This window comes from Rhizobium sp. SEMIA 4085 (assembly GCF_013004495.1).
Taxonomy (GTDB): domain Bacteria; phylum Pseudomonadota; class Alphaproteobacteria; order Rhizobiales; family Rhizobiaceae; genus Rhizobium; species Rhizobium gallicum.
The window spans coordinates 1-3,192 of sequence record NZ_JABEPH010000518.1; the positions used below are offsets into that span (position 1 = coordinate 1).

Sequence of the window (3,192 nt, forward strand, 5' to 3'; positions counted from 1 at the left end):
GCAGACATGGCCTGCACCTCTCCTCCATTTCCTCCGGTTGTAAGAATACCCCAAACCACCTCTTAGTTCCAAACAAGAGTTGCAGTCCCGGCCGCGCCGGACAGCAGCCCGGTTCAAGCGGGAGGATTCTTGCCGCAGTTGCTTACTGTGCCTTGAAAGCGCACGCCGCGGAGATTAAGAGGACGGGTGACAATGCCGCGTTCAACGGGCGAGAGGATATGATGGATTTCGAAGCAGCACGCGCAAAGATGGTCGACAACCAGATCCGTACGACGGACGTCACGTCGCATTCCGTGCTGACGGCCTTCCTGACGGTGCCGCGCGAGGCCTTCGTGCCGGAGAAATCCAAGGCTCTTGCCTATATCGACAACGATGTCGAAATCTCGCCGGCAGCGGGCGGCGTGTCGGCGCGCTTCCTGATGGAAGCTTCGCCGCTGGCAAAGCTGCTGCAACTTGCTGCCATCAGCACGGACGATGCAGTTCTCGAAGTCGGCTGCGGCACGGGCTACACCTCGGCTCTGCTGGCCATGCTTGCCGGTTCGGTGGTTGCGCTTGAATGCGACGAAGCGCTTGCAGCCGAAGCAAAGAAAAACCTCTCCGGCTATGCCAACGTTTCCGTCGTCACCGGCGCGCTGGAGCAGGGCAACGGTGCCGGCGCGCCCTACGATCTGATCTTCGTCAATGGCTCCGTCGAGGAGGTCCCCGCTGCCCTTCTTGGCCAGCTCGCCGAGGGCGGCCGTCTTGTCACCGTTCAGGGCTACGGCAACGCCGCGCGCGCCAAGGTATTCTTCAGCGAAAACGGCGCTGTATCGGAAAACGTGTTCTTCAATGCTTCGGTCAAGCCGTTGCCGGGCTTTGCCAAGGTTCGAGAGTTCGTCTTCTGAGCGTATTTTTCAGGATTTATGAAGCGGGCGCCTCGGGGCGCCCGTTTTGTTTTCGGCCTGTCGCAAAAGCGTCAGCGGCGCTGGCCTAGACTGCCGCAACAAAACTGTGCACGGGCGCATTCATTTGATTCGCGCTGATTTTTTTCATGTCTGGGGTATTCTAAGGTCTGGGTGATTCGGATGCCCACTCCACGCAATCCGATCTTTTTGCAGGGATAACGGGGATAGATATGGCTCAGCCAGGCGTAGTGCGTGAACCGTCCATGGAAGAGATTCTGGCGTCGATCCGCCAGATCATCGAGAGCAATGAGCCGGGCGCGGGCAGGGCGATTTCGCCGTCCCTGCCGCCTGTCTACGGTGCCGATGACGAGGAGAGTGACTCCAACATCCATCTGACGGTCGACGAGACTTATGCTGACGTCGAGTTCCCCGAGCCTATGATGATGTCCGATCCGCGTTTCGTTGCGGCGAATTCGGCAGGCAGCCGCGAAGCGGAAGCGCCGGCACCGGCGCGGGCGATGTCGCTTGCCGATGTTGCTGCCCGCGTTCGTGCCGCCTCGGAGCGTACCGCACCGCAACCACAGCACGAAGCGCCGCCGGTCTTTCGTCAACCGGAACCGGCCGGATCCCCCGACCAAGAAGCCCGCCATCCGGCGGAAGCCGTTTCGGCACCTTTTGGTGCTCCGCCGCCGGCCGCAATGCCGGCACCTGCCGTTGCGCAGGCAGAACGCGTTGACATGCCGCAGCCAGCTGCCGCAGAACCGGCGCAGCGGGCTGCCGTCCCGCCGGCCGCCGACGCTGAAGAAAAGCTTTTGCCGAATCTTGCCGAAGAAACCCAGAGCCTGATTTCGCAGAGCGCCGGCCTGCAGGTTGCACGCTCGTTCGAGGAGCTTGCGCTTGCGATTGATGGCGCCGAGCGCCGCTCGCTGGACGAGATTGCCGAGGACATGCTGCGCCCGATGCTGCGCGAGTGGCTGGACGACAACCTGCCGACGCTTGTCGAACGGCTGGTGCGCGAGGAAATCGAACGCGTGGCGCGCGGCCCGCGCCGCTGACCGGGACCGCTTTTATCGAACAAGCCGCTCCGGTCCCCGGGGCGGCTTTTTTATTGACTTGCCGTCAGCCATCCTATTTACAACCCCCATCCTAAAACCCCGAAGTTTGGTCATAAAATGCTCGACAAGACCTATGATTCCACCGCAGTCGAACCGAAAATCGCCGCGAAATGGGATGAGGCCGATGCGTTCCGCGCGGGCGCCAACAAGAAGCCCGGCGCCGAGACCTTCACGATCGTCATCCCGCCGCCGAACGTGACCGGTTCGCTGCACATGGGACATGCGCTGAATAACACGCTGCAGGACATCATGATCCGATTTGAGCGCATGCGCGGCAAGGACGTGCTCTGGCAACCGGGCATGGATCATGCGGGCATCGCCACACAAATGGTCGTCGAGCGCAAGCTGATGGAGCAGCAGCTGCCGGGCCGGCGCGAGATGGGCCGCGACGCCTTCATCGAGAAGGTCTGGGAGTGGAAGGCGGAATCGGGCGGCTTGATCTTCAACCAGCTGAAGCGCCTAGGTGCTTCCTGCGACTGGTCGCGCGAACGGTTCACGATGGACGACGGACTCTCGGAGGCTGTTCTCGAGGTATTCGTCACCCTCTACAAAGAGGGTCTGATCTACAAGGACAAACGCCTCGTCAACTGGGACCCGAAGCTTTTGACGGCGATCTCCGACATGGAAGTCGAGCAGGTTGAGGTCAAAGGCAATCTCTGGCATTTGCGCTATCCGCTTGAGGAGGGCGTCACCTATCAGCATCCCGTAGCCTTTGACGAGGAGGGTAAGCCCACCGACTTCGAAACGCGCGACTACCTGGTTGTTGCGACGACCCGGCCCGAGACCATGCTCGGCGATACTGGCGTGGCGGTGAATCCCGAAGACGAGCGCTACAAAGCGATCATCGGCAAACACGTCATCTTGCCGATCGTCGGCCGCAAGATTCCGATCGTTGCCGACAACTACGCCGATCCGACGGCCGGCACCGGCGCCGTCAAGGTCACCCCTGCACACGACTTCAACGACTTCGACGTTGCCAAGCGCACGGGCCTGCGGGCGATCAATGTTCTCAATACCGATGCTTCGGTTACCATCAAGGACAACGAGGACTTCCTGGAAGGTCTCGGCCATCCGGCCGCCTTGCATGGCGCCTGGGACCGGCTGGAAGGCCAGGATCGCTTCACGGCCCGGAAGATCATCGTCGAGATTTTCGAGGAAGCGGGGCTGCTCGACAAGATCGAGCCGCACATACA

The 3,192-nt window shown here is 61.3% G+C and carries 3 protein-coding genes; all 3 read left to right on the top strand.

Going from position 1 to position 3,192, the window contains the following annotated elements:
• Positions 1-218: 218 nt before the first annotated feature.
• Positions 219-884 carry a protein-L-isoaspartate O-methyltransferase gene (locus C9413_RS30225; protein ID WP_170251337.1) on the top strand — a complete coding sequence of 222 codons (666 nt, stop codon included), beginning with the start codon at positions 219-221 and terminating at the stop codon, positions 882-884.
• Between the two features lie 230 nt (positions 885-1,114).
• Positions 1,115-1,939, top strand: a complete 825-nt coding sequence (locus C9413_RS30230; protein ID WP_039844702.1) for a DUF2497 domain-containing protein — start codon at positions 1,115-1,117, stop codon at positions 1,937-1,939.
• A 117-nt stretch (positions 1,940-2,056) separates the two neighbouring features.
• On the top strand, positions 2,057-3,192 hold a 1,136-nt coding region (locus C9413_RS30235; protein ID WP_170251338.1), incomplete at its 3' end, for a class I tRNA ligase family protein.